Here is a 20,862-nt window from a genome sequence, read left to right on the forward strand (position 1 = left end):
ATTTTAACATCATCTCACAAATTGATAGTCTGTCAGGGAACCTAAATCAGGTACTTTGGCAGACTTCAATTTTATAACTACGAATACTAAAAAACTTGAAGGAGGACTTGTTTATGGGTTACCAAACTACACCTGAAAAAATGAACGCTATCTTCTCAGACTTATCAAAAAACTATCTCATCTATGCCCCTAAACGGTTTGTGGGCGATGGCACTTTTACCCACATCGACACCATCCGTTATGGTGAAATCACTGATCTATCTGAAATTGAATTTACTGAAAAATCTGACTACTCTTTTAAAGAGGTCTTACTCCCCATCTCTGAAACGCTTTTTTATTTTACCGAAAATGAAATGAAAGAAGCCGACGCTCCCAAAAAAGGGGCCATCGTGTTCTTGCGTAGCTGTGATTTGCACGGGCTGAAACGGATGGATACGATTTATCTGGAAAACGGCGCCGTTGACACCTATTACAAACGGCTGCGAGACAATACCAAATTTATTCTGATGGGTTGCGAAAACTCCTTTGAAAACTGCTTCTGTGTTTCCATGGGTACCCAGCAGAGCGAAGATTATGATGCCTATCTCAAGGTTGATGGCGATACCGTGCTGGTCGACAGCCACTGGGACTACCTGGATGCCGCCCTAACCGGTGCTACCCTAACTGAGGTAATTCCAGATTCGGTCACTGCCAATGATACCGTCGTAACAATCCCGGAAACGGTTCCTCAAACCCTGTTTGATTCCCCGTTCTGGGAAGAATATGGCAACCGCTGTATTGCCTGCGGACGTTGTAACTTTGTCTGTCCTACCTGTACCTGTTTCACAATGCAGGATATTTTCTACACCGACAACGGCAAAGCCGGCGAACGGCGGCGGGTTTGGGCTTCCTGTCATGTCGACGGCTATACCGATATGGCTGGCGGACATGCCTTTAGAAATGACAAGGGTCAACGGATGCGCTTCAAGGTGCTGCATAAGGTCAATGATTATAAACGGCGCTTCGGTACCCACATGTGTATCGGTTGTGGCCGCTGTGACGATGTCTGTCCCGAATATATTTCGTTTGCCAATTGTATCAATAAGCTGAATACCTTAGTGAGTGACGCTGCAAAGGAGGAAAACTAAATGACTGAACTTAATCCTTATATTCCTTTCCTTTCGAAAATCACCGAAGTGATCAAACATACCGAAATCGAGTTTACCTTCCGGATGACCTATGTCGGTGATGTCAAACCAGGCCAGTTTTTTGAGGTATCTTTACCGAAGTTTGGGGAAGCGCCCATTTCGGTCAGCGGCATCAGTGACGGCACCGTCGATCTGACGATCCGTAAAGTCGGCAAGGTTACCGATGAAATCTTTGAAAATTATGTCGGCGATACCCTATTTTTGCGGGGTCCCTACGGCAACGGCTTTGAGATTAGCAACTACAAGGGCAAAGAAATTCTGCTGGTCGCCGGCGGCACCGGTCTATCGCCGGTCAAAGGGATCGTCGATTATTTTTCGGCTCATCCCGAAGACTGCAAAGGCTTTACCCTCCTGGTCGGTTTTAAATCCCCCAAAGATATGCTGTTTAAGAAAGATTTTGAAATCTGGAAGAAAAACATCAATGTGATTATGACAGTCGATTATCCGGACGAACATTATGATGGCAACTGCGGCCTGGTGACCCAATATATTCCGGATCTGATGATCAAAGGTCTGACTGATGCGGTCGGGATCGTTGTCGGTCCCCCGATCATGATGAAATGCACGATCAACGATCTGCTGGCCAAGGGCTTCAAGGAAGAAAACCTGTGGATCTCCCAGGAACGAAAAATGTGCTGCGGCATCGGCAAATGCGGTCACTGCAAAATCGATGACACCTATATTTGTCTGGACGGCCCGGTTTTTAATTATACCAAGGGAAAATTTTTAAAGGATTAGGAGGAAGCCATGTTAGATCTGAATACTAAAAAGATAAAGAAAAATGCCTATCGCGTCACTAAGGTCCGTGGGGAAACCGCCTCCCGAGTCCGGGTTCCCGGGGGCTTATTAACCGCTGAGCTGCTGCCACTGATTCAAAACATTGCTGAAACCTATGGCAATGGCCGGATCCATTTAACCACCCGTCAGGGCTTTGAGATTCCCGGCATCAAATATAGCGATATGGACGCCGTTAATGCCCTGCTCCAGCCGATTATTGATAAACTGGAAATTAATCAGGAAATCCCCGGCAAGGGCTATACTTCCGCCGGCACCCGAAACGTATCGGCTTGTATCGGCAGCAATACCTGTCCTTTTGCCACCTATAACACCACCAATTTTGCCAAGCGGATGGAAAAGGAAATCTTTCCCAATGACCTCCATTTTAAGGTGGCCTTTACCGGCTGTGCCAATGACTGCATCAAAACGCGGATGCATGACTTTGGCATCATCGGCATGACCGAACCGCAATACGAAAAAGAACGCTGTATGGGCTGTCAGGCCTGTGTCAAGGCCTGTAAGAAGAAATCGGTGGATGCCTTATCGGTGGAAAATTACCGGATTGTCCGCAACACCGAAAAATGTGTCGGCTGCGGCGAATGTGTCATCAACTGCCCGACCCGAGCCTGGACTCGCAGCCCGGAAACCTACTACCGGCTGGTGATTATGGGCCGCACTGGCAAACGGAACCCCCGGCTGGCCGAAGACTTCCTGGTCTGGGCAACTGAAGATGCGATTATCAAAATTGTCAAAAACACCTATGCCTATGTGACCAACTATATCGATAAAGAAGCCCCCGGCGGCAAAGAGCACATTGGCTACATCATCGACCGTACTGGTTTTGAAGAATACAAAAAATGGGCCATGGAAGGGGTCGAGCTGGATCCCCGGACTATTGTCAAAGGCCCGGTTTACTGGAGTGGCATTCACTACGATTGATTTATTTTATAATGTTCCAACTAAAAACGACTTAATCTCAAAAGATTAAGTCGTTTTTTTTTCAATAACTTAGGTTCTAGGCTTTGGCGATTTCTTTGCCGAAGTCGATGGCTGATGCCTGTTGGGCGTCATCGGGGTTCCACTGATTGCGGAGACCCTCATTGATTATTTCAAAACCGGCGCCAGTCAGCCATTCATTTAAGACCTTGGTGGACTCGCCGCTCCAACCGTAGCAACCAAAGGCCGCGGCCTTTTTATTTTTAAACTTCAGCTCTTTCATCAGATGAACAAAGCCGGCAATGGAGTGGAGAATGCTACCGCCGATGGTTGGCGAGCCAATCAGTACCGTTTTAGATTTAAAAACCTCGGTGATCAGATCATTCTCATCGCTTTTGGCCAGGTTGAAAACCTTAACTTCGACATCCGGATCGGTCAGGCCAATCCCTTCGGCGATTTTTTCGGCCAGGTTTTTAGTGCCGTTCCACATTGTATCGTAGATGATGGTGATCTGGTTTTCCTGATAATCCCCGGCCCATTGAGCATATTTCTCAACGATTTGCATCGGGTTGTCATTCCAGATGACGCCATGGCTGGTGGCGATAATATCAATGGTCAGATTAAAGGCAATAATTTCGTCCAGTTTTTTTCGCAAGATAGCGCTGAAGGGAGTCAGAATATTGGCATAGTATTTCATCGCTTCTTTGTACAAGTCACATTGATCAACCAGGTTATTATACAGTCTTTCGGTGGCATAATGCTGGCCAAAGGCGTCATTACTGAATAAGATATTGTCGCCAGTCAGATAGCTGGCCATACTATCGGGCCAATGAAGCATCCGCATTTCGACAAAAATCAGTTCTTTACCATTACCCAGATCCAACTTATCGCCAGTTTTCACCACCTGGAAATTCCAATCCTGATGATACTGACCCTTTAATGACTTAACGGCGTTTTCGGTACAGTAAATCGGCACATCGGGTATTAATTTCATCAGTTCCGGCAGCGCACCGCTGTGGTCGACTTCACCATGGTTGGCAACAATATAGTCGATTTCGTTTAAGTCTATTACCTGCGCCAAATTTTCCACATACTCTTTGGCAAAAGGCATCCAGACCGTGTCGATTAAAACCGTCTTTTCTTCCTCAATCAGATAAGAATTGTAGGTGGAGCCATGATTGGTTGAAAACTCATTGCCATGAAACTGCTGCAGCTCCCAATCGACCTTACCAACCCAGCTGACATTGTTTTTAATTTGTTTTTTCATTCTCTATTTCCTTTCAGATCATTTATTAGTACGATGAACCTTGTATCTCAATCCATCGTCTGATAGCTATATACCCCTAATCTTCATCGATAATCTTTTCAATCGCCCAATATCGCCAAACAAAATGACTTCTCTCACACAGCCTAGCAGCTGAGCAGTAGAAGTCTCAGGTTATTATTAGCCTTTCTATCTTAATGCAATTTATCCATTCAAATTGCTTTCATTTTTCGATATCACCTGGACCGCGGTCCTTGACTCTGTCTGATTTCGACTTAAAATAATCCCGATGCCCAACCAGATCATCACCCCGTAGGTAAACAGGTTTTGGGGAAATACCGGAATCGGGTAAACATTGGCAAAAATAATAAAAACCAAAGCCACCACGGCTACTGCCGGTAAAATCAGCTGGACACCCCGCCAGCTGCGGTTTTTGTAAAAGTACACCATCGCACCGATTGAGGTAAAGATATAAGAAAGCAGCAATGCCAGAGTTCCGGTTAAAGCCGCATAGCCAGCCAGCTCAATTGCCACGAGCCTAAAGCTGACCACGATCATCATGGTTATGGCGGCGACAAAAACATTCAAGCCCACATGGGGGGTATTGTTTTTTTTATCAACCCTGGCCAGTGACGGGCATAACATTCCATCCCGACTCATCGTAAACAATACTCTGGCCCCGGCGTTGACGCAGCCCAGGGTACTGGTAAAAAAGGATATTGCCATACACAGCAGCATCACAATTGCAAACTCAGTTCCCAGATATCGGGCAATCAGATCACTTAATGGCGCGTTACTACCTGTAAAAGCCGCCATCCCTTCAGTTGTCTGTCCAAAGCCAATCACCTGAGCGTAGGAAACAAGCACATAGAAAATTCCGGTGATAATAATCCCACTGGTAATAGCCAGAGGAATGGTCAGCTGGGGGTTTTTACTTTCTTCGCCAAGCGCTGAAGCTCCCTCGAAACCGGCAAAGGCCAGGAAACCAAAAACCGAAGCATAGCCCAGCGATGATAGGTTATTATTGCCCAGAGTGAAGGGTACCAGGTTCAAACCAGTCGACTGCCGGGAACTGCCAAGAATAATCCCGGCGACTAATAAGATCAATCCCATCGAAATTATCTCAATCAATAACATCACCCAAGTGCTTGTTTCGGCGTCCCGATGCGCCAGCCCGAAAATCATTCCCATTAAAAGCAGCCCGATAAACAGCCAGTGAATGGTTATCCCAAAAATACTCAACAGGATTTCAAGATAGGCGCAGGATACCATAATACAACTGACACTGAGCACCAAATAAGCCAACACAATCAGCCATCCTGAAATAAAACCGGCCCTTCGTCCCATTGTTTTTTCGACAAAATAGTATACCGAACCTGCCGAAGGAAAGGTCTGGTTCAGTTTCACGATCGAAACCGCCACGCAACCGACAATCACCAGGGATACTAAAAAAACGAGCGGTACTGAAGAACCCACATGCGATCCAATCATCCCCGCCGTGATTGCAATGGATGCTGAAGGACCCATAATGGCAACTGATAAGGCAATTGTCTGAAATATATTCAAGCTGTCTTTTTTAAGACGATCCCCTGTCATTGGCTCGACCTTTCTGCAAACAATAAGCCATTTTTGACTGCTGTTCTAATCGCGGCATTTTTGCCCTTGACATCCAACTTCTTATAAACATTCTGGAGATGGGTTTTAACGGTGGCGGGGGCGATATAAAGCCGTTTGGCTATTTCTTCCCGTTTTAAACCTTCAGCGGTCAGCCGCAATACTTCCTGTTCCCGTTGGGTCAGACAGATTTGAGGCAATTCGCCATTTTCCAGACTTTGCATGTAAACTTCGCTGATTGACAACAGTTTATGAATAAAAGCATCTTTCGGTTGACGATTACAGATTTCTCTCAGCATCTCAATCAGATCCGGTGCATTTTCGACAAAGGGCATGAAAATACCATCGAGATGGGCTTCAGAAAGAATCTTATTTAATGCTACGATACCTGCTTCGACGCCATAAAGATAGTATTTTGCAATGGCATTAAAGATCCCATTATGGATAAAGCCCAACTGATTATGATAAATTGTAAAGTACTCAACAAAACTCTCGGCCAGGATTTCCAGTTTGATATAATTCCGGGATGCGGTAACGGCCTTGCCGTAAACCAGATAATTAAAAGCGATCCCCTGATAAAACAGATCAGCGGTATTCATATCCCCGATCTGCAGCCAGTAAGGAATCTTCTCTGTCTGTTTCAAATTGGCATAAATATAGCCCTTGCAAATGTCCATGGTGGTGTTGAAAATGGGATTTCGGACCTCCTGAATTTCCTTTTCCAATTCCCCAAGACGATTCAGGGCAGCGGTTATCTTTCCCTGTAAAATCATCAGCCGAATCAGCACAAAATTGGCGCAGATAATAATACTGTACTGATCTTTGGTACGGGCTTTGTAGATGGCCTTTTGACTATTGCGTTCGGCCTCATCCCAATTACCAGTTTCGAGACTGTATTCGGCCCGGGCCAGATATTCTGAGCCCGTTCCACAGCCATTGGTATATTGAGGATAAACCGGGAATTTCTCAATGATCAGTTGGGCCGTTTTTTGGTACAAACCCGGTTCTCTGAAATAATTATAGGTCAGATGAGGTGAGCCAAAGGTAAATTCATTTTCCCTCAGTAAAATGTAGGACTGTTCCCCGTTTAAAAGACTGAGAATCAGTTCATTAGCCGCTGTTGATTCTTCAATATGATTAAATACCGTAAATTTTTTGATGATATTGATCTCTGCCAGAACCCGGTTTCGATAGGTCTGTTCAATCCCATCCTGATGATTATAGAACCGTTCCAACTGATCCAATTGCCGGCGACAGCCAATGGCCGTTTGTTCATTCCCCCGGATCAGAGCAATCAGAATTGATTGCAAATAAGCAATTGGATACTGTCGCAGCAGGGCGATGGGAGCTTTTTCGAACATCTCCCCAGAACCTTCAAATTCAGCCAGTTCATTGCGGATGTTTTCAGGATTGTTTAAATGCTCAAGAATCCGCTTAATTTCCCCACCACGGTAAAAACAGGCATAGGCCTTTGTAAAATTCATTTTGTCCAGATACCATTCCCCTAAACGACAGTACAAGTCCTGTTTTTCTGTAGCGATAAGATTTTGCTTTGATCGTAAAAAATCAAGCAGGACAAAATGAATTTGATAGCTATGATTGACTTCATCAAAATAAATAAATGAATTTTCGTTTCTGATTTTTTTTAAGGTGTCCGCCGTGTGTGCATCACCTGTAATAAATTGCGCTTGTTCGGCCGTAAAACTGTCCATAATTGAAAGTTTTATCAGAAAGGCTTGAGTCGACTCATCGTAAGCATCAAAAAGGGTCAAACTGATCAGCTCATCGATGGTCATGTTCATCCCCACCGGTATCCCCTTTTCCAGACCAAGCAGCAGCATATAAGTCAGCGTGATCCAGCCACCGGCGTACTCGTTTATCTTTTGCAAGTCTTTCTCGGAAATGGTTTCCATCATCATCGTGCAGTAATCCCGGACTTCAGCTTCAGTAAATTTTAAAATTTCCTGGGTCATCATGCGGCAGAAGCCTTTGGCTACCAGCTCGGTACGATTTAGATTTCCCGAGCTCCGGGTAATAATGATCAGATGAAAATCTTCGATCCGCTCGGTAACAATCAATTCAATCAGACGATCGAGGGGTTCATATGCGGTCAAATGATAATCATCAAGCACCATAAATAAACTATCATCGGTATTCATCTTGCTTAAAACCGACAATACCTGGTCCATCTGGGGTACATCCACCGGAAACCCCAACTGCTTCAATGTTTGGCCGGTGTTTTGATCCCATTTGCCAATCTCCTCGCAGACCTTATCCCATTTATAATCCGCAGAACCATTTTCTGGCTGAAAGGTGATCCAGATTGGTTTGATCTTTTTCATTTCCAGAAAATTTCTGACCGCCGTGGTTTTACCATAGCCCATGGGGGCCTCCACGATGGTCAGAGGATAATCGTAAATCTCAGCTAATTGATCATTAATGCGTTCTCTTTTTAAGAATTGTATTTTCACTCTAATGTCTCATTTCTTAGTTTCAATTTATTGCAAATTGGTTATTAACACACTCTTTATCATTCATAATAGCTGGATTTTTAGCATATGTTAAGTTTTTTTTTAGGACATTCGCGGATTTATGGTTCGATCTAAATATCGGCTCGCCTTAGCCCTCAATATTAATAATATGTTCGGCCCAATCTTCATAAAATGAAGCCTCATGAGAAACCAGAATCAGTGTCCCGGTCCACTTGATCAGTTCTTTTTTTAACACCTCTTTGGCATCGGTATCGAGATGGTTGGTCGGCTCATCCAGGATCAGGAAATTGGCACTGGTCAGCATCAGAATACAGATCTTGACCTTGGCCTGTTCCCCACCACTGAGGGTAGCGACCCCCTGAAGCATGCTTTTTGCTTTTAGTCCACACTGGGCCAGATAACGCCGCAGCTGACTCTGGGACAGCTTGGGATAGACCTCGGACACCACCTGAATGGGAGTCAGATTGGGGTTGTCCCAATTGAGATCCTGCTCAAAATAGGCGATTTTGATGTTATCGGCAAACTTGAATTTCCCTGCTATCGGTGGAATCTGTTTGACCAGGGTTTTCAGCAGGGTTGATTTCCCAATCCCGTTGAATCCGGTGATCACCGTTTTCTGGCCCGACTCAATTTTAAAATTCATTTTCGAGAGTAATGGATAGTCGTAGCCAATCTCCAGATCCTTGACACTTAAGGAGCGCTGGGTCGAAATGTGGGTAGCCGTCAATCGGAAATTTGGTTTTGGTACCAGTTCCGGTGGTGGAATCCGATCGATGCGATCCAATTGTTTCTGTCTGCTCTTGGCCATGCTGGCGGTGGAAGCCCGGGCTTTGTTTTTAGAAATATAATCTTCAAATTTCTTGATCTCTTTTTTCTGGGCTTCAAATTCTCGGATATAGCTCTCCCGGCGCAGCCCTTTTAAGGTGATAAACTTGGTAATGTTGCCACTGTATTTTTTGATGGTGGAAAACTCGATGTCGCAGACACAGGTGGTGATCTTGTCCAGAAAATCGAAGTCATGAGAAATCACCAGAAAGGTACCCTCATAGGCTTTTAAATAATCAGTGAGCCATTCCACATGTTCCTTATCGAGAAAGTTGGTGGGTTCATCCAGAAGCAGCACATTCGGTTCTTCCAGTAGTAGCTTGGCCAGAATAACCTTGGCCCGCTGGCCACCGCTGAGTTGTTCCAGAATGCTGTCCATTCCCAGCGCCGTAATCCCCAGACCATCGGCAATTTTTAAGATCCGGCTTTCCAATTCGTAAAAGCCGGAATTTTCCAGCAAACTCTGTAGATCGGAGGCTCTGTTCATGGCTTTCTCACTGCAATCGCTGCCCATGTCTTCATAGATTTTGGTCAGCTGTGCTTCTATTTCATAGAGCTCGTGAAACGATGTTTTCAGATAGTCAAACACCGTTACATCCTGATCAATTTTGGCATGCTGGTCCAGATACCCGACCTTGATCCCTTTTTGCCAGCGAATTTCCCCACCATCGGGAATAATTTCGCCGATTAAGGTATTTAAAAGGGTTGTCTTCCCGGTACCGTTGCGCCCGACAATCCCCATATGCTCCCCTTTGAATAATTCGAAGGAAGCCTCCTGATATAAAATTTTATCACCAAACGAATGTGATAGATTAATTACGTCCAATAGTCCCATTTACATTTCTCCTGGTTGTTAAGAATTTTTAGCAAAAATAAAACAGAGAGCCATTTTATACTGACTCTCTGTCATTATAAAAGGCCATAACGAACATTGCGTTATGGCCTGAAAACTTTCCTGCTGGTTACCGGTTTAAGCGCATCAAAATAAAGTATAGCAATACTACACTTTAAAAACGCTTAGACCGATGAGAATAAAAGTTTTAGTTTATCATTAGGCTCTAAACAATGTCTCATCGTATCTTTCATTGTCAGAGCTGCTTCAATGGTTAAAATCATCTTGTTACACCTTCTGCTATTAGTTTATCAAAACAGACTGAACTTGTCAATTGACATTAAAAAACCAGGACCGTCCTTTAAGGATGGCACTGGTTTTTGTTGTTACATCAGTTTGCTGATGTTCTTGGTAAAGGCGACGACGTCGTCAAGCGGCAATCCGGCAATCAGGCGGGCCTGATTGTAAAGCAGCTCGGTATAGAGGGCAAACTGGTCATCATCAGCTTCGTAGAAGTTTCGCAGTTTTTCGTATACCGGATGATTCTTATTGATTTCCAGTACTTTCTTAGCTTTGACATCACCGCCCTGAGGCATGGTGTTCAGGGTCATTTCCATTTCGATGGACAGATCCCCTTCGGTGGAAAGATAAGCCACGTCATCTTTCAGGTGAGTCGTGGTTTTTACCTTGACGACCTCATCCCCGATCAGCTCTTTCATTTTGGTCAGCAGTTTTTCATCCGTTTCAGATGTTTCAGTGGCCTCATCAGCAGTATCTTCTTCCGGTGCTTCCAGTCCCAGATTCTGACTGGATACCGAACGGAATTCCTTTTCCTGGTATTGTCTTAGGGTCTGAGTCACAAATTCATCAATGGTTTCGGTTAAATAAAGGATCTCATAGTCTTTGTTTTTGATGATCGAAACCTGGGGCAGTTTTTCCAGCTGGCTGACTGATGAACCAGTGGCGTAGTAAATATATTTCTGATCTTCTGGCATCCGTTCCACATATTCTTTAAGGGTAACCATCTTACCTTCTTTTGATGAATAAAAGAGCAGGAAGTCCTGAAGTTTTTCCTTATCCTGGCCCCATTTATCATAGGTCCCGACCTTGATCTGATTACCAAAGGCTGTAAAGAATTTCTCATAGGTTTCCCGGTCGTTGGTCAGCATTTTTTTGAGTTCTTCCGAAATTCGGGTATCGATTTTACGGCTGATCAAGCGCAGTTGCCGATCCTGCTGCAGCATTTCCCGGGAAATATTCAATGAAATATCCTCGGAATCCACTACCCCTTTGACAAAACTAAAGTAGTCCGGCAGCAGTTCGCTGCATTTTTCCATAATCAGAACCCCGTTGGAATAAAGCTCCAGGCCTTTTTCATAGTCCCGGGTGTAGTAATCAAAGGGGGCTTGACCGGGGATATAAAGAATCGCCTTGTAGCTCATTGCTCCTTCGATACTCAGGTGAACATGAGCCAGCGGAGCATCAAAACCCAGCCGTTTGTCGTGATAGAAGTTGTTATAATCCTCATCAGTGAGTTCGTTTTTATTTTTTCGCCAGATCGGAATCATTGAGTTCAGAACATCATCTGCCAGATAGGCTTCGTATTCCGGATTCTCACTATCTTTGCTGTCTTCTTTGACCCGGCTCTTTTCATCAACCATCTTAATCGGGTAACGGATAAAATTGGAGTAATGTTCAACCAGATGGCGGATGCGGTAGGGTTCCAGATAGTCATCGTAGTTATTGTCTTCCGTATTTTCTTTGAGATGGAGGGTGATTTTTGAACCATGGGTGGTGCGGGTTCCCGGTTCTATGGTATAACCGTCAGCCCCTTCTGAAACCCATAAACAGGCTTGATCGGTATCAAGAGCTTTTGTTTCCACCTCAACCTTATCAGCCACCATAAAGGCTGAATAGAAGCCGACCCCAAACTGGCCGATGATGTCAAAATCCTCATCCATTTCCTGATCGTTTTTAAAGTCGCTGGAACCACTTTTGGCAATGGTTCCGAGGTTGTCTTCCAGTTCGGCTGCGGTCATCCCGATCCCGGTATCTTCGATCGTCAGGGTCCGATTATCCTTGTTGGGATGAATACGAATGTAGTAATCTTCCTTATTAAAGGTTTTATCTTTGTCTGTTAATGTTTTGTAGTAAACCTTGTCGATGGCATCCGATGCGTTTGAAATCAATTCTCTTAAAAATATTTCTTTGTTGGTGTAAATTGAATTGATCATTAAATCCATGAGACGCTTGGATTCTGATTTAAACTGCTTTTTTTCCATAACATACCTCTTCTTCATCTTGTTTATTGTTAGCACTCTTTCTTTAAGAGTGCTAACAATATTGTAAGTAACTTTATTAAAAGTGTCAACACTTTTAATGATTTTTTAAGGCTAAAGGATCTTGAATTTAATTTTTCACATGACTGGATAGAAAGATCTGATAAAAACTTGCTAAAAACAGAAATGCCCGGACAATCATCGTTGCCGGGCATTCCGTTTCCGTATTACAGTTTAAATTCGGTGGTAAAGCGACGAATCGCTTCTTCGGTGTTTTCTTTGCTGCCAAAGGCGGTCAGTCGGAAATAGCCTTCACCGCTTGGTCCGAAGCCTACTCCGGGTGTTCCAACAATGTTGGCCTCGTTGAGGAGTTTGTCAAAGAAGGTCCAGGAATCCATACCGGCCGGTGTTTTGAGCCAGATATAGGGAGCATTGACGCCGCCGAAAACTTCAATGCCGGTACTGGCAACGCCTTCACGGATCATTTTGGCGTTATTCATATAATATGCCACCAGGGCTTTGATCTGCGCCTGACCGGCTTCGGTATAAACCGCTTCGGCTCCTTTTTGGATAATATAAGGAACACCATTGAATTTAGTGCAGTGTCGACGGTTCCACAGCTTATTGATTTCGACCGGTTCGCCGGCTTCGGTATAACCCATTACTTGTTTCGGTACGACCACGTAGGAGCAACGGGTTCCGGTAAAGCCGGCATTTTTAGAGAAGCTGCGGAATTCAACGGCAACCTCTTTGGCGCCCTCAATTTCGTAGATACTGTGAGGCACATCGTCTTCCTGAATATAGGCTTCATAGGCGGCGTCATATAGAATAATGGCCTGGTTGGCTTTGGCATAGTCCACCCATTTTTTCAGTTCGGTTTTATTGATGGTGGTTCCGGTGGGATTATTGGGGAAACACAGATATATCAGATCCACCTTTTCGGTTGGCAATTGTGGTACGAAGCCATTTTCGGCGGTGCAGGGTATATAAACCATATCGCTCCACTTGCCGTCGGCGCCTAATGTTCCGCTACGGCCAGCCATGACGTTGCTGTCGACATAGACCGGATAAACGGGATCAGTGATAGCGATTTTGGTATTCTGGCTGAATATTTCCTGGAAGTTGGCGGTATCGCTTTTGGAACCGTCGCTGACAAAAATTTCGTCGGCAGCCAAATCGACTCCCCGGGTTTTAAAATCAAACTCGATGATTTTTTCTAGTAAAAAATCATAGCCTTGTTCCGGGCCATAGCCCTTAAATGTTTTTTCGTCAGCCATTTCGTCAACTGCGGTATGCAGGCCGGTGATGACTGCCTCCGGCAATGGTTTGGTCACATCGCCGATTCCCAAGCGAATGATGTTCGCCTCGGGATTGGCGTTTTTATAAGCTTCCACCCGTCTCGCTATTTCTGAAAAAAGGTAGGAACCAGGTAATTTAAGATAATTTTCATTAATTAATGCCATTTTATTTTTTTCCTTTCGTTTTGAATTATTTAGTCCACTTGGAAAAATCCAGGGTGGCGAAGTAGTCGGCTGGGGTTTCGGCGCGTCGAATCAGTTCGGTACTGCCATCTTCTTTTAGCAACACTTCAGCGGAACGCAGCTTGCCGTTGTAATTGTAGCCCATGGCAAAACCGTGGGCGCCGGTATCGTGGAGGACCACCAGATCGCCGATATCAATTTTAGGCAGTGGTCTGTCGATGGCAAACTTATCATTATTTTCGCATAAACCCCCGGTGACGTCATAGACATGATCCAGCGGGGCGTCTTCCTTGCCCATCACGGTGATATGGTGATAGGCACCATACATGGCGGGTCGCATCAGGTTGGCGGCACAGGCATCAAGACCGATGTATTCCTTATGGGTGTGTTTTTCATGCAGAGCGGTGGTGACCAGATGGCCAAATGGTCCTAACACAAAGCGACCCAATTCGGTGTAGATGGCAATATCACCCATGCCAGCCGGAACCAGAATTTCTTCGAAGGCTTTTTGTACGCCTCGGCCAACTTCGTAAATATCAGTCGGTTGCTGATCGGGCAGATAAGGAATCCCGACGCCGCCAGACAAGTTGATAAAGGCAATATGAGCACCTGTTTCCTGATTCAGCTCCACCGCAGTCTGGAAGAGAATCCGCGCCAGGGCTGGATAATATTCATTGGCAATGGTATTGCTGGCTAAAAAAGCATGAATCCCAAAATGTTTAACCCCTTTGCTTTTTAAGATTTTGAATCCGTCGGTCATTTGTTCCCGGGTGAATCCGTATTTGGCCACCTGAGGGGTATCCATGATAGCATTGTCGATGACAAAGTCGCCGCCGGGATTAAAGCGGCAGCTGATCGTTTCCGGCAGTCCCGCGACCTCTTCGAGAAAGTCAATATGGGTGATATCATCCAGAGTAATCAGGGCGTCCAGTTTTCTGGCTAATACGAAGTCCTCTGTGGGAGTTACATTGGAGGTGAACATAATATCCGCGCCGGTAAAACCAACGGTGTCTGACATCATCAGTTCGGTATATGATGAGCAGTCCACGCCGCAACCTTCTTCTTTTAAAATCTGCAAAATGGTTGGATTAGGGGTCGCCTTAACGGCAAAGTATTCTTTATAACCCTTATTCCAGGAAAAAGCTTCCTGCAGGTTACGCACATTTTCCCGGATCCCTTTTTCATCATATAGATGGAAGGGAGTTGGGAATTCTTTGACTATTTCTTCTAACTTTTCTTTGTTTACAAACGTCTTTTTCATATCTAATTTCCTTTCGTCATTTCAATCAGCTTTATTTCATTTTTCATGGAGTCTTTAAATAAATCCACCAGATTCCGCTTCCGGGAGTAAAGGCAGGTAGAATGTTCACCATTATTGACATCGCCGGTGAGAACATTGGTCGAGTCGGCAATCAGCCGAATCTGCTGGAGCGGTTGCGCAGCAATATGGATAGTAGCTCCTGCCAGGGTAAAGGATCCATTGGTGATGATGACCATCTTGATACCCCGATTAATGGCTGCTTTTATATCCGGCAGCACGGTTTCGAGAATCTGACCGGGCACTGAAATATATACCCGTTCCCGGGCTTCCAGAATCATATTTCGCAGTTTGTTGAGAATATTGTTTTCCCCTTTGATGGTGATATAGCCTTCCACTGCATCCCGCTTACTTGGGATCGTGGCGAGCAAATCTTGCTTGGATTCCTGCAGTTTTCTGATCTTATTCTCACAGAATTCGGCAATCGCCACTGGGGTGTAGCGGATGGTTGCTTCCTCAATCACATAAGCGCCCCCTTTTTCCACCAGGGACGCCAGCGATGTGTAGGCGTTGGATCTTGAAATGCCAGTTGTCTTGGCCACCTCGTAGCCATTCAAATCACCTTCAGCAAGCAGCGTTAAATAAATAGACGCCTCATGCCTTGTCAGTCCAAATTGTGTGAGTCGTTCAACGATATCCATAACCATCAGTCCTTAATTTTAAAAATCTGTAAATTGTCGACCCGATCTACCAGATCAGGCGCTCATCAATTTAGTGTTCCTATTTAGTAAGTCTACACTAGTTTTAATCTTCTGTCAAGAATGATTATAAAAAAAACAGCATAAAAAATCTATGCTGTTTTTTTCATTAACTTTGTTATTTACGGGCCGACGTATTGATCGTTGGCGAAGGTTCCCACATAGGTGGTGCCGTCGGCCATGGTCAGGGTGCCTTTCCCATCCATCATGCCTTCTTTAAATTCGCCCACATAGGTATTGCCGTTGTCTGTCTTGGTGCCATAACCATCCAGCTTGCCGTATTTCCATTCGCCTTCAAATTTCGTTCCTTCATAGCCGGTGGCGGTACCCTGACCGTGAAGCTTGCCATCCTTCCATTCGCCCTCATAGATCACATCCTCGGAGTATGTGAACTTCCCGTAACCATTGGGCACGTCATCTTTCCACTCACCAGTATAAATACCGCCGCCATAGCTGTGGGTGCGAACACAGCCGCCAGCTGCCAATAGCAGACTTGTTACTATTAATATCGCAAATAATTTTGATATTATCTTTTTTCTCATCCGATCCCCCTGTTTTATTGATGCATCCTTTTCATACGCCTCAGCTTTTAAAGAATTGTCTTCTTATTATACCGCATCAATCCCTGATAATAAATATTAAAACCACGATGATCGATAATTTTTATAAAACTATTCGAAAGCTGGCAATGAGCGTTCTTTCTGGCGATCAGTTACCAATCACAAACAGAGTTCGGGTTAAGATCATATAAAGTCCGGTCCCGGCGATGATGCTGAGAAAAACATTTTCTTTAAATCGATGAACAACAATCACCACGACCACACTTAACAGCTCGGGTAAGCCAAAGGGATAGACGGTCAGGATGGTATTTCGCAGACAGAAAACCACCAGAATAATCATAATGGCCGCCGGTAGAACCGTTCCCAGGTAGCTGACCGTCTCCGGTAGCTCCTTTTTCCCGCCAAAAAACAAGAATGGCAGAGATCGAGTCAGAATAGTAACCAACGCCACAACTGTCAGTGCTTCCAGGGTATTGATCCAATCAGTACTCATAACTGATTTCCTCCGCAGGCTCTGCTAAACCGGCTTCTAATTCCAGGCCACGGTTCTTTATTTGTTTGTGTGATCGGGATTTCAACATAATCAACACCAGAACACTAGCAGCCAAAGCTGGCAGAATAAACTGACCGGGGCCCAGGATAAAATAACAGGTCAAGGCACTGATCAGCCCGGTGATCGCCGGTAAATGATAATCCATCGACTCCCATTGATTCATACAGACAGTAATAAAGAAAGCCGTGGCTGAAAACTCAATACCGGCCAGATCATAGGGTATCAGCTGTCCAAACAAAGCTCCGGCCAGACAACTGAGAATCCAGAACAGATGAAGAATCAGGGTGATGTAAAAATCCGTTTTCCTGGCATCCACATCATCCGGATAATCGATGCTACAAAATATGGAATAGACCTCATCAGTAAGGGTTACGATCATATAGGGGTATTTCCGTCCCATCTTGCGGAACTGATCAATGAAGGCAATCCCATAAAAAATATGCCGGGCATTGACAAAAAATGTCATCATCGCAATGGCACCCAATGAAGCCCCGGCAGTCAGCAGCGAGACCATGACAATCTGCATCGACCCGGCATAAATAAAAACGCCTGATAAAAACGACCAGCCGGCGTAATACCCGGCTTCATCCATCAAAACGCCAAACGCGATACCAATAAACAGATAGGGAAAAAAAACTGGGATCGTCTGTTTGAAGGCAAATATAAAACTTTTCATTATGAGACCCTCCCTTAACGCTCGGTTGATTTGAGCCTTATTTTAACACGCAAAAATACGCCATACAATAATTTAAATGTATGGCGTACAAATTAACACTAAATCTTATAAATGATCCAGGATGTTATTCAAGATTATCAGCCCCTGTTCCAGTTCGGCCAGGGTTTCCGGAGCGCAGACCGACATCCTCACCGCCCGGCAGGGTAAATTATTCCCGACGGTAAACCGCTCGGCGCCGTAAACCCGAACCCCTTTTTCCATAGCCAGTACTTCAAAGGCTGATCCGCTAATGGTTCCCGGCAACTCCAGCCAGCGAAATATTCCGGTTTCTTCACCGTGACAGGTGTAGTTCCGTAAGTAACGGTTTACCAACTTATTGCGCTGTCTGGCATTCTGTTGGTGGCTTTTGATAAATTGATCCAGCTGTCCAGAGACGATGATCCGGGCCGCCAACACTGCCATCAACGGGGAAACGGATATATTCAGATTATACAGAGCCTTCGAAACCGGCTTTCGATAAGCCTGGGGAACTGACAGATAAGCCATTCGTAAACCGGGGGCCAGGGTCTTGGACATGCTGGCAATATAGATAGCCTGCCCCGGCGCAAAGGATGCCACCGCCGGTTGAGTATTTTGACCAAGAAAATGGTAGGCGCCATCTTCGATGATAAAAATATTCTGCTCTTGGGCAATCTGCGCCAGGGCCCGGCGACGGTCAGAGGACATGGTATGAGTGGTGGGATTATGATTGTCAGGAATCAGATAGACCCCTTTGATATTTTCGTTTCGGCAGGCATCAAGCAGCGCTTCTTCATCCATTTCCCCGTCGCGATGACGGATCGGTATCAGCTGAATTCCCAGCATTGAAGCGGTAGTTTTGAGTCCCGAATAAGTATGGGGGTCGGCACCGATTTTATCACCGTGACGACAAAGTCCGGCCAGAATGGCGGTGATGGCATTTTGGCCGCCGTTGGAAAATAAGATACTCTCTGGTTTCGGACTGAAGCCGCCTTTTTCCATCAGCTTCACCGCTGTATCTTTCAGCCAGATGTCGGCATTGGGGCGGCTGTAATTAAACAGCTTATCAGCATCCGCTTCGTTGAGCATTTCTTTCAAACAGCCGATCAATGGTCCAAAGGTGGCGGTATCGGGGAAAACCGCGCCCAGCTCAATCAGATTCCGGGGTTTATCATCCGGTAACAGGTAGGCATTTGCCAGCGCATCGAAGGATACAAAGGTACCGCTACCCACCGTGGCACTTAGGAGGCCTTTTAATTCGCAGACCTTGCAGGCTTTGGACACAGTGCTGACATTGATATCCAGAAAATCGGCTAGTTCTCGCTGCGGCGGCAGCTTCGTCCCCGGTAGCAGGTTGCCCTTTTTAATATCCTGCTCCAGCTGTCGGGCCAGCGAAAGATACAGGGGTTTAACCTGATGGTTTAGCGTTGGTTTCCAGGACATCGGATAATCTTCAAATGAATTGACCGGCATGAGCTGCGCCTCCTTTTAGACTGATTTTTATTCCATTCTATCGAAAACCCCTGCCGGCGTCAAGCCAGCAGGGGTTTTTATGGCACTTATTGAGAATTGTCTCAGTTTTTAATAATATTTTTGAGTTTCTCGCAGGTTTGCTCCAGATCCCTGGTCAAAGCGGCGATATCATCAAGTTTCTCATCCGGGAAAGCCTCCTTGATCCCGATTCCGGGAATGGCCAGGAGATTTTCCAGCTCATCGTGGATATCTTCCAGATTATCTTTTAGGGTATTGATCTGGTTTTTAGCATCGATCTGATTTTTGATACCATCGACAATCACAGCTTCGTCATCAAGACGGTATTCTGAAACATCTTCAACTACCGTGCAATCAAAACCAAGGATATTCTTGACGGTGGTGGCGAAAGTTTTTTTTGCTTCCTCTTCCCCGTGAACCAGAAAGATCTTCTTTGGTTTTTCTTTAAACCCGGACAACCACTTTAACAGATCATTTTTATCGGCATGGGCAGAAAACCCCTCCAAAAAATAGATTTCAGCACTGACTCTGATCCGCTCCCGGAGAATCCGGACGTATTTCTCCCCGCTGATAATCGCCCGGCCGGTTGTCCCCTCCGCCTGGTAGCCGGCAAATATTATGCTGGACTTTGGTTTCCAGAGATAGTGTTTCAGATGATGCTGAACCCGGCCGGCATCAGCCATGCCGCTGGAAGAAATTATAACCTTTGGTGATGCATTATCGTTTAATGCCTTAGATTGATCAATGCTTTTAGTAAAGTTCAGATTTCTGAAATAAAAAAGCTCATCGCCGTTTTTGATTTTTTCTTTTATTTTGTCATTAAAATAGTGGGCATTTTTCCGGAATATCTCAGTGGCATCAGTAGCCAGTGGACTGTCAACATAAACCTTGATTTTATCAAGCTGATTCTGGTGTAGTTCATGGTTATCATAAAACAGTTCCAGTTCATGAATCAGATCCTGAGTTCGACCCAGGGCAAAAGCTGGTACTACTACAGTTCCACCCCGACTGGTTGTTTTAATGACAATATCAAGAAAACGTTTCCCACTTTCTTGTTGGGTTTCATGAGCACGATCCCCATAGGTCGTTTCCATAATCAGATAATCCGCTTCTGAAATCAGGGTCGGATCATTTAACATCTGCTGATTGGCTGCCCCGATATCGCCTGAGTAGACAAGTTTGGTTGTTTTTCCATCATCAGCGACCCAAATCTCTACGATTGCAGCCCCCAGGATATGTCCTGCTTCATTAAGGCGAATCTTGATCTGGGAATTGATCTCAAAACTCTGTCCGTATGCCACCGGAAAGAAATACTGGGCACAGCGAGCGGCATCTTCCTGAGTGTAAAGCGGCTGAACCTGCCGCTGCCCGGAACGCGTGGTACGTTTATTAATCCATTTAGCGTCCATTTCATGAATATTACCGCTGTCCTGAAGCATGATGTCAGCAATTTCAGCGGTGGCTCCGGTGCAGTAAATCTGCCCTTTGAAACCCTGTTTGACAAGTAAGGGTATCCGCCCGCAATGATCCACATGGGCATGACTTAAAATCATAAAATCAATTTCTTCCGGGTTAAAATCAAACTCCTGATAGTTTAACTCTTCCAGAGCTTCACTGCCTTGAAACAAACCGCAGTCCAGGAGGAATTTACAGTGATCTGTTGTCACCAGATGGCAAGAACCAGTGACGGAAAGTGCCGCTCCTAAAAATTTAATTTTCATTTTCTTTCTCCTGTATTTATTTCCATGCAAAATAACTCCTTAGTTTTCCGACTTAACAGCTTTGCTTTTGCAAGCCCTCACTCGTCGCTCTATAATATTATTTACTTTAAACACTTACTTTATTGATATCCAACTTTCTA

At 45.0% G+C, this 20,862-nt stretch carries 16 protein-coding genes; 3 read left to right on the top strand and 13 right to left on the bottom strand.

Features of this window, described 5'->3' with window-relative positions; all coding sequences use genetic code 11:
* Nucleotides 1-113: 113 nt before the first annotated feature.
* Genes asrA through asrC form a run of 3 tightly spaced genes read left to right on the top strand, consistent with a single transcriptional unit; the run spans nucleotide 114 to nucleotide 2,903 of the window.
* Entirely contained in the window at nucleotides 114-1,127 is a 1,014-nt protein-coding gene (gene asrA, locus ABGU93_RS05060) for an anaerobic sulfite reductase subunit AsrA (protein ID WP_347412406.1), read from the top strand.
* Nucleotides 1,128-1,925, top strand: coding sequence for an anaerobic sulfite reductase subunit AsrB (gene asrB / locus ABGU93_RS05065; protein WP_347412407.1), 798 nt, complete (start codon nucleotides 1,128-1,130; stop codon nucleotides 1,923-1,925).
* 9 nt (nucleotides 1,926-1,934) lie between these two features.
* On the top strand, nucleotides 1,935-2,903 hold the full coding sequence (gene asrC, locus ABGU93_RS05070; RefSeq protein WP_347412408.1) for a sulfite reductase subunit C: 969 nt from the start codon (nucleotides 1,935-1,937) through the stop codon (nucleotides 2,901-2,903).
* 76 nt (nucleotides 2,904-2,979) lie between these two features.
* Here the strand turns inward: asrC and ABGU93_RS05075 are convergent, their stop codons facing one another.
* The 13 genes from ABGU93_RS05075 to ABGU93_RS05135 form a co-directional block, all read right to left on the bottom strand.
* The gene (locus ABGU93_RS05075) at nucleotides 2,980-4,167 is read right to left on the bottom strand and encodes an anaerobic nitric oxide reductase flavorubredoxin (protein ID WP_026395547.1); all 1,188 of its coding nucleotides are present in this window, start codon (nucleotides 4,165-4,167) and stop codon (nucleotides 2,980-2,982) included.
* A gap of 201 nt (nucleotides 4,168-4,368) precedes the next feature.
* Complete coding sequence (locus ABGU93_RS05080; RefSeq protein WP_347412409.1) at nucleotides 4,369-5,730, bottom strand: APC family permease; 1,362 nt, start codon at nucleotides 5,728-5,730, stop codon at nucleotides 4,369-4,371.
* Nucleotides 5,731-5,756: 26 nt separating this feature from the next.
* Entirely contained in the window at nucleotides 5,757-8,249 is a 2,493-nt protein-coding gene (locus tag ABGU93_RS05085) for a LuxR C-terminal-related transcriptional regulator (protein ID WP_347412410.1), read from the bottom strand.
* A 148-nt stretch (nucleotides 8,250-8,397) separates the two neighbouring features.
* On the bottom strand, nucleotides 8,398-9,930 hold the full coding sequence (locus ABGU93_RS05090; protein WP_347412411.1) for an ABC-F family ATP-binding cassette domain-containing protein: 1,533 nt from the start codon (nucleotides 9,928-9,930) through the stop codon (nucleotides 8,398-8,400).
* Between the two features lie 383 nt (nucleotides 9,931-10,313).
* A complete protein-coding gene (gene htpG / locus ABGU93_RS05095; protein ID WP_347412412.1) occupies nucleotides 10,314-12,209 on the bottom strand; it encodes a molecular chaperone HtpG in 1,896 nt (631 codons plus the stop codon).
* Nucleotides 12,210-12,433: 224 nt separating this feature from the next.
* Complete coding sequence (locus ABGU93_RS05100) at nucleotides 12,434-13,669, bottom strand: LL-diaminopimelate aminotransferase (protein ID WP_347412413.1); 1,236 nt, start codon at nucleotides 13,667-13,669, stop codon at nucleotides 12,434-12,436.
* Nucleotides 13,670-13,694: 25 nt separating this feature from the next.
* On the bottom strand, nucleotides 13,695-14,948 hold the full coding sequence (locus ABGU93_RS05105) for a diaminopimelate decarboxylase (protein ID WP_347412414.1): 1,254 nt from the start codon (nucleotides 14,946-14,948) through the stop codon (nucleotides 13,695-13,697).
* A gap of 2 nt (nucleotides 14,949-14,950) precedes the next feature.
* A complete protein-coding gene (locus ABGU93_RS05110) occupies nucleotides 14,951-15,646 on the bottom strand; it encodes a helix-turn-helix domain-containing protein (RefSeq protein WP_347412415.1) in 696 nt (231 codons plus the stop codon).
* A 179-nt stretch (nucleotides 15,647-15,825) separates the two neighbouring features.
* Entirely contained in the window at nucleotides 15,826-16,245 is a 420-nt protein-coding gene (locus ABGU93_RS05115) for a hypothetical protein (protein ID WP_347412416.1), read from the bottom strand.
* Nucleotides 16,246-16,411: 166 nt separating this feature from the next.
* Nucleotides 16,412-16,756: an AzlD domain-containing protein gene (locus ABGU93_RS05120; RefSeq protein WP_347412417.1), complete on the bottom strand. Its 345-nt coding sequence runs from the start codon at nucleotides 16,754-16,756 to the stop codon at nucleotides 16,412-16,414.
* Nucleotides 16,746-17,492, bottom strand: a complete 747-nt coding sequence (locus ABGU93_RS05125; RefSeq protein ID WP_347412418.1) for an AzlC family ABC transporter permease — start codon at nucleotides 17,490-17,492, stop codon at nucleotides 16,746-16,748. The genes ABGU93_RS05120 and ABGU93_RS05125 overlap by 11 nt, the downstream gene beginning before the upstream one ends.
* 105 nt (nucleotides 17,493-17,597) lie before the next feature.
* Nucleotides 17,598-18,983, bottom strand: a complete 1,386-nt coding sequence (locus tag ABGU93_RS05130) for a PLP-dependent aminotransferase family protein (RefSeq protein ID WP_347412419.1) — start codon at nucleotides 18,981-18,983, stop codon at nucleotides 17,598-17,600.
* Between the two features lie 101 nt (nucleotides 18,984-19,084).
* On the bottom strand, nucleotides 19,085-20,722 hold the full coding sequence (locus ABGU93_RS05135) for an MBL fold metallo-hydrolase (protein ID WP_347412420.1): 1,638 nt from the start codon (nucleotides 20,720-20,722) through the stop codon (nucleotides 19,085-19,087).
* Nucleotides 20,723-20,862 lie beyond the last annotated feature (140 nt).

Origin of the sequence: Acetobacterium sp., from assembly GCF_039830195.1 — a bacterium.
In the GTDB taxonomy this organism is placed as follows: domain Bacteria; phylum Bacillota; class Clostridia; order Eubacteriales; family Eubacteriaceae; genus Acetobacterium.

What these genes read in the sequence shown, in the direction of transcription:
- asrA (WP_347412406.1), top strand. Translation starts at nt 114, where the DNA reads ATGGGTTACCAAACTACACCTGAAAAAATGAACGCTATCTTCTCAGAC.
- asrB (WP_347412407.1), top strand. Translation starts at nt 1,128, where the DNA reads ATGACTGAACTTAATCCTTATATTCCTTTCCTTTCGAAAATCACCGAA.
- asrC (WP_347412408.1), top strand. Translation starts at nt 1,935, where the DNA reads ATGTTAGATCTGAATACTAAAAAGATAAAGAAAAATGCCTATCGCGTC.
- ABGU93_RS05075 (WP_026395547.1), bottom strand. Translation starts at nt 4,167, where the DNA reads ATGAAAAAACAAATTAAAAACAATGTCAGCTGGGTTGGTAAGGTCGAT.
- ABGU93_RS05090 (WP_347412411.1), bottom strand. Translation starts at nt 9,930, where the DNA reads ATGGGACTATTGGACGTAATTAATCTATCACATTCGTTTGGTGATAAA.
- htpG (WP_347412412.1), bottom strand. Translation starts at nt 12,209, where the DNA reads ATGGAAAAAAAGCAGTTTAAATCAGAATCCAAGCGTCTCATGGATTTA.
- ABGU93_RS05100 (WP_347412413.1), bottom strand. Translation starts at nt 13,669, where the DNA reads ATGGCATTAATTAATGAAAATTATCTTAAATTACCTGGTTCCTACCTT.
- ABGU93_RS05105 (WP_347412414.1), bottom strand. Translation starts at nt 14,948, where the DNA reads ATGAAAAAGACGTTTGTAAACAAAGAAAAGTTAGAAGAAATAGTCAAA.
- ABGU93_RS05110 (WP_347412415.1), bottom strand. Translation starts at nt 15,646, where the DNA reads ATGGATATCGTTGAACGACTCACACAATTTGGACTGACAAGGCATGAG.
- ABGU93_RS05115 (WP_347412416.1), bottom strand. Translation starts at nt 16,245, where the DNA reads ATGAGAAAAAAGATAATATCAAAATTATTTGCGATATTAATAGTAACA.
- ABGU93_RS05120 (WP_347412417.1), bottom strand. Translation starts at nt 16,756, where the DNA reads ATGAGTACTGATTGGATCAATACCCTGGAAGCACTGACAGTTGTGGCG.
- ABGU93_RS05125 (WP_347412418.1), bottom strand. Translation starts at nt 17,492, where the DNA reads ATGAAAAGTTTTATATTTGCCTTCAAACAGACGATCCCAGTTTTTTTT.
- ABGU93_RS05130 (WP_347412419.1), bottom strand. Translation starts at nt 18,983, where the DNA reads ATGCCGGTCAATTCATTTGAAGATTATCCGATGTCCTGGAAACCAACG.
- ABGU93_RS05135 (WP_347412420.1), bottom strand. Translation starts at nt 20,722, where the DNA reads ATGAAAATTAAATTTTTAGGAGCGGCACTTTCCGTCACTGGTTCTTGC.